This is a genomic window from Clavibacter lycopersici (assembly GCF_003576405.1).
Classification (GTDB): Bacteria; Actinomycetota; Actinomycetes; order Actinomycetales; family Microbacteriaceae; genus Clavibacter; species Clavibacter lycopersici.
In genome coordinates this window covers 1-5,607 of record NZ_QWGT01000188.1, presented here as the reverse complement: position 1 = coordinate 5,607, position 5,607 = coordinate 1, and the positions used below count along the sequence as shown (strand labels likewise).

Below are 5,607 nucleotides of genomic sequence, written 5' to 3'. Positions count from 1 at the left end.
GACGCCCCAGAGCGCCTCGAGGTCGAGGATCGACCGGCTCACGGCGATGCGCGAGACGTTGAGGGCCTTCGCGGCGCGGGCGAAGTGCAGCTCGTCGGCCACGGCGGCGAAGTGCCGGAGGGCGGTCGGGTCGGCGTCCACGGGAGTCCCCTCAATGGCCCGCTCGGTGGTGGCGCGCGGAGCGGCGGCGGGTCCGATCCAGGCTAGTGCAGGGCGCCCGGGGCCCCGACGGTACCCTGGGCACATGACGAGCGACGGATCCAGCCAGACGATGAAGGCCGCGACCGCGGCGAAGAAGCTGGGCGTGCACCTGCCGGCGACCCCGGTGGAGTTCCAGGAGTCGACCCCGTCGCGCGCCGAGCTCGCCGAGATGACCGCGAACCCGCCCGAGTGGCTGGCCACGCTGCTCCGCGACGGCCCCCACCCGCGCCAGGTGATCGCCGGGAAGCTCGGCGTCTCCATCGCCGGCCTCGCCCGCGCCGGCGTCGACGAGGCGCTCACGACCGCCCAGATCAAGGAGCTGCTGCAGGCCCCGCCGCAGTGGCTCGTGCAGGAGCGCGCGACGCAGGCCGAGGTGCGCGAGGAGCAGATCCGCGTGAAGAACCGCGACGCCGGCCGCGCCGCCATGGCCGCCGAGCGCGAGCGCCAGGAGGGCGCGGGCGGCTCGCGCCGCTGAGCCGACCCGCACAAGTGCACACCGGCGCTGAGCGGATGGCTGCGGGACCGCGCCCCCGGGATCCCGGCCCCGCGTGAGACCCTTGCCTCCGTGACCCGCACGAACGCCACGGCCCGCCGCCGCCACGCCGCCGAGGCCGCATCCGCATCCGCATCCGCATCTGCACCCGCCGAGCCGGATCCCGCGACCGCCATCCCCGCGCCCATCACCGGATCCCGCGTGCCCGGCACGGTCGGCTCCGTGGTAGTCGCCGCGCTGGTCACCGCCGTCTACGTGCTCTACTCGGCGCTCGAGTGGCGCCGCTTCACCGTGAAGTCGTGGGACACCGGCATCTTCACCCAGCTCGCGCAGGACTACTCGCGCCTCCAGGCGCCGCTCGTCTCCATCAAGGGCGACGGCTTCAACCTCATGGGCGACCACTTCCACCCCATCCTCGTGCTGCTCGGCCCGGTCTACGCGGTGTGGCCGCACGCGTTCGCGCTGCTCGTGGTGCAGGCCGTCCTCATCGGGATCTCGGTGGTCGGCATCGGCCGCCTGGCCGGCCGCGTGGTCGGCCGGTGGGGTGCGATCGTCGTGGCGGCCGCGTACGGGCTGAGCTGGGGGATCCAGGGCGCGGTCGCGTTCCAGTTCCACGAGATCGCGTTCGCCCTGCCGCTGCTGGCCTTCGCGCTCGACGCCGTGATCGCCCGCCGCGCGATGGCGGCCGCCGCGTGGGCGGTGCCGCTCGTGTTCGTGAAGGAGGACCTCGGCCTCACGGTCGCGGTGCTCGGCGCGATCATCGCCCTCGCGCTCGACCGCCGCGTCGGCATCGCGCTCGCCGGCTGGGGCGTCGCCTGGTTCGTGCTCGCGACCACCGTGATCCTCCCGGCCTTCAACCGCGACGCCCGCTGGGACTACGCGTCCAAGCTCGACGCGGGGAGCGTGCTCGCCGACCCGTTCGGCACCGTCGCGGGGCTGTTCGCGGCGCCGAAGCTCGAGACGGTCGCCTTCCTCGTCCTCGCGGGCGCGCTCATCGCGCTGCGGTCGCCGCTGCTGCTCCTCGTGGTGCCGACGCTCGCCTGGCGGTTCCTCTCGCCCACCGAGTCGTACTGGGCGCCCGGCTACCACTACGACGCGGTGCTCATGCCGATCGTGTTCGCGGCCGCGATCGACGGCGTCGTGCGCGCCCGCGCGGGACGCCAGCACTGGCTCCGGGCGGCGTCGCGCGCGACCGTCCCGCTGCTCGCGATCGCCGCCGTCGCGCTCTTCTTCCGCTCGCCCATGGCGGAGCTGACGAAGCCGACCATCTGGGAGGCGTCTCCGCGCGCCGCGCAGGCGCAGGCCGCGCTCGACCAGGTGCCGGCCGGTGCGTCCGTCCTCAGCGACATCGGCCTCATGTCGTACCTCGTCGACGACCACGAGGTCTTCTGGCTCGGCAACCCGGGCAACCCCGCGCCGCAGTACGTCGTGATCGACACCCTGGGCGGCGGGCTCGGCCAGGGCGCCCTGAACGCCGACCAGTACGGCGAGGCGACCCAGGCGGGCACGACCTACGAGATCGTCTACGCCGACGCCGGGTACCAGGTGGCGCGGCGGGTCTCCTAGCCCGGAGACCGCGCCGCCCGGGCACGGGCCCCTGCCGCACGTGCAGAGGCCGGGCGCTCCCCCGAGCCGCCCGGCCTCCGCGTGCGCGCGCTCCTCGCGGAGCGCTCCCGATCAGATCGGGATCACCGCCGTGAGCACGCCCACGGCGAGCATCGTCAGCGACACCAGCACGGCCCGCCACAGGACCTTGCGGTGGTGGTCGCCGAGGTTCACGTCGGCCAGCGACACGAGCAGCAGGATCGCCGGCACGAGCGGGCTCTGCAGGTGCACGGGCTGCCCGGTGATCGACGCGCGCGCCATCTCGACGGGGTCGATGCCGTAGTTCGCCGCGCTCTCCGCGAGCACCGGGAGCATGCCGTAGTAGAAGGCGTCGTTGCTCATGAAGAAGGTCATCGGGATGCTGAGCACGCCGGTGATGACCGCGAGGCCCGGGCCGAGCGCGTCCGGGATGATCGTGACGAGCCACGCGGACATCGCCGAGACCATGCCGGTGCCGTTGAGCACGCCGATCAGCACGCCGGCCGCGAGCACCATCGAGACCACGCCGACCACGCTGGGCGCGTGCGCCGCGATGCGCTCGCCCTGGTGCTTGAGGTCGCGGAAGTTGGCGATGAGCGCGATGGCCGCGCCGACCATGAACACGTAGGCGAGGGGCAGCTGGTCCATGATCAGCAGCGCGAGCACCACGATCGTGAGGCCGAGGTTGAACCAGATCATGCGCGGGCGCAGGGTCTCGCGGTCGGGGTCCAGCATGGTCGTGCCGAGCGTGGAGACGGCGGCCGTCTCGGCGCGGACGAGGGCCGGGGCCATCGTGATGAGGCCGCCGCGCGGGGTGGCGGGGGCGCCGCGGCCGGCGCGCCACCAGCCCGAGCCGCCCGCGGATCCGACGGAGCCGGATCCCGTGCCGCCCGCGGCGTCGAGGCCGCCCTCGGCGCGCGCCTCGCCCAGCGCGGCCAGGCGGCTGCGCTCGCGGAGGCCCATGGTCCAGGCGAAGATCATGACGAGCGCGATGCCCACGAGGAGCGACGGGATCATCGGCACGAAGATGTCGGTCGGCGAGACCTTGAGGGCCGCGGCCGCGCGGACGGTCGGGCCGCCCCACGGGACGATGTTGAGCGTGCCGTTCGCGAGGCCGGCCGTGCAGGTGAGCACCACCGGGCTCATCCCGAGCTTGCGGTAGATGGGCAGCATGGCGGCCGTGGTGACGATGAAGGTCGTGGATCCGTCGCCGTCGAGGGAGACCGCGGCCGCGAGGATCGCCGTGCCGAGCACGATCTTCGCGGGGTCGCCGCCCGCGACGCGGAGGATGAGGCGCACCAGCGGGTCGAAGAGGCCGACGTCGATCATGATGCCGAAGTAGATGATGGCGAACATCAGCAGCGCGGCCGTGGGGGCCAGGTCGCCGAGCGCCTCGATGACCATGTCGCCGATGCCGAGCCCGGCTCCCGCGAAGAGGCCGAAGATCGTCGGCACGAGGATGAGGGCGACCATGGGTGTGAGCCGCTTGGTCATGATGAGCGCCATGAAGGTGAGGACCATGGCGAAGCCCAGGAATACCAGCACGTGTGACTCCTTCGTCGGTGGGCGGGACGCCCGGCTGAACACCACACGCTAGGTCGGCATCCGCCTCGCGTCGCGCTTGTGCCGCTTCATCGCGATAGTGCACGTAGACGACGTTCTGCGCATTATGCTCACCAGGTGGATCCAGCGACGGGGCGACGACGGGCGGGGCTCGACTTCGCCAGGCGGTCGCTCGTCCTGCAGCTGCTCGTCGTGCTCGTGGTGGTGGGGATCGCGACCGTCGCGTACGGACTGCTGAGCTCCTCGGAGAACCGCGAGGAGGCGCAGGCGACGGCGCTCGCGATCGCGCGGACGGCCGCCGAGGATCCCGTGCTGCGGGCCGCCGTGACCGCCGAGACCGCGGATCCCGCGACGGCCACGGCCGCCGACCTGGCCGACGGGCCCGTGCAGCGCACGGCCGAGGCGGTGCGCGAGCGGACCGGCGCGCTGTTCGTCGTGGTCACCGACGACCGCGGGCTGCGGCTCGCGCACCCGGACGTCGCCGAGCTGGGGCAGCGCGTGAGCACGGATCCGACCGTGGCGCTCGCGGGGCGCGAGGAGGTGACGTGGGCGACGGGCACGCTCGGGGAGTCGGCGCGGGCGAAGGTGCCGGTGCGGGCGCTCGCGTCTGCGGACGCTCCTGCCGGCGACGCCTCCGCCGACGGCCGCGTGGTCGGCGAGGTCAGCGTCGGCTTCGCGGCGGCGACCGTGCGCGACTCCATCGGCGTCGACGTCGCGGCCATCGCGGTCGTGGCCCTGCTCGCGCTCGGCGTCGGGGCCGTCGCCAGCGGGATCCTCTCCCGGCGGCTCGCCCGCCTCACCCTCGGCCTCCAGCCGTCCGAGCTCGCGGGCCTCGTGCAGGACCAGGCCGCCGTGCTCTCCGGCGTCGGCGAGGGCGTCCTCGGCATCGGGCCCGACGGCCGGGTGACCGTCTGCAACCCGCGCGCCGCCGAGCTCCTCGGCCTGGTGGATCCGGTCGGCCGCACGCTCGCGGACCTCGGCGTCGCACCGGTGCTGCGGGACGCGGTCGCCGACGCGCGGACCGGCGCCTCCTCCGGCGCCTCCTCCGGGTCCGCCGCCGGGTCCCCGTCGCTGCGCGCGGTGGTCGACGACCGGCTCCTCTTCGTCGACGTCGCCCGCGTCGATCGCGACGGCCGCGACCTCGGCACGGTGATGGTGCTGCGCGACGAGACCGACATCGAGGCGATGAGCCGCCGCCTCACCGCCGTCACCGCCATGTCGACGGCGCTGCGCGTCCAGCGGCACGAGTTCGCGAACCGCCTCCACGTCGTGCGCGGCCTCGTCGCGACCGGCCGGGTGGACGAGGCCGATGCCTACCTCGCCGGCGTGCTCGAGCAGGGGCCCGTCGCCTTCCCGACGGTCGACGCCGGGCTCGTCGACGAGCCGTACCTCCAGGCGTTCCTCGGCGCGAAGGCGATGGAGGCGGAGGAGCGCGGCGTGGCACTGCGCGTCGGGCCCGGCACGCTCGTGCGCGGGATCCTCGTGCGGCCCGAGGAGGTCACCACCGTGCTCGGGAACCTGGTCGACAACGCGGTGCACGCGGCCGTGAACGGATCCCGTGCCGACAGGTGGGTGGAGGTGGAGGCGCTCGACGACGGCGCCGACCTGCACCTCGCGGTCTCCGACTCCGGCGACGGCCTCGCGGGATCCGACGCCGGCCGCGTGTTCCAGCGCCGACCCGACGACGTGGGCGCGGCGGCGGAGGCCGTGGCGGCGGGCGCGGCGACCGGGGACGGCGGCGCGGACGGCCGCGGGGGAGCGGACCC

At 74.3% G+C, this 5,607-nt stretch carries 5 protein-coding genes; 3 read left to right on the top strand and 2 right to left on the bottom strand.

The annotated features are described in order from the left end of the window. Positions 1–246 (bottom strand): helix-turn-helix domain-containing protein (locus tag DZG00_RS17350; RefSeq protein ID WP_233550129.1); only part of this gene is annotated, 246 nt, incomplete at its 3' end. Here DZG00_RS17350 and DZG00_RS11640 point away from each other — a divergent pair. Both DZG00_RS11640 and DZG00_RS11635 read left to right on the top strand, forming a co-directional pair. Next, complete coding sequence (locus tag DZG00_RS11640; protein ID WP_119382979.1) at positions 245–676, top strand: DUF5997 family protein; 432 nt, start codon at positions 245–247, stop codon at positions 674–676. The genes DZG00_RS17350 and DZG00_RS11640 overlap by 2 nt on opposite strands. A gap of 90 nt (positions 677–766) precedes the next feature. After that, positions 767–2,260 (top strand): DUF2079 domain-containing protein, encoded by a 1,494-nt coding sequence (locus tag DZG00_RS11635; RefSeq protein ID WP_119382978.1) that lies wholly within the window; start codon positions 767–769, stop codon positions 2,258–2,260. A gap of 111 nt (positions 2,261–2,371) precedes the next feature. Here the strand turns inward: DZG00_RS11635 and DZG00_RS11630 are convergent, their stop codons facing one another. Next, entirely contained in the window at positions 2,372–3,823 is a 1,452-nt protein-coding gene (locus DZG00_RS11630; protein WP_119455644.1) for a CitMHS family transporter, read from the bottom strand. Between the two features lie 135 nt (positions 3,824–3,958). Here DZG00_RS11630 and DZG00_RS11625 point away from each other — a divergent pair. Further along, positions 3,959–5,607, top strand: a 1,649-nt coding sequence (locus DZG00_RS11625; protein WP_119455643.1) for a sensor histidine kinase, incomplete at its 3' end; no start/stop codon positions are given.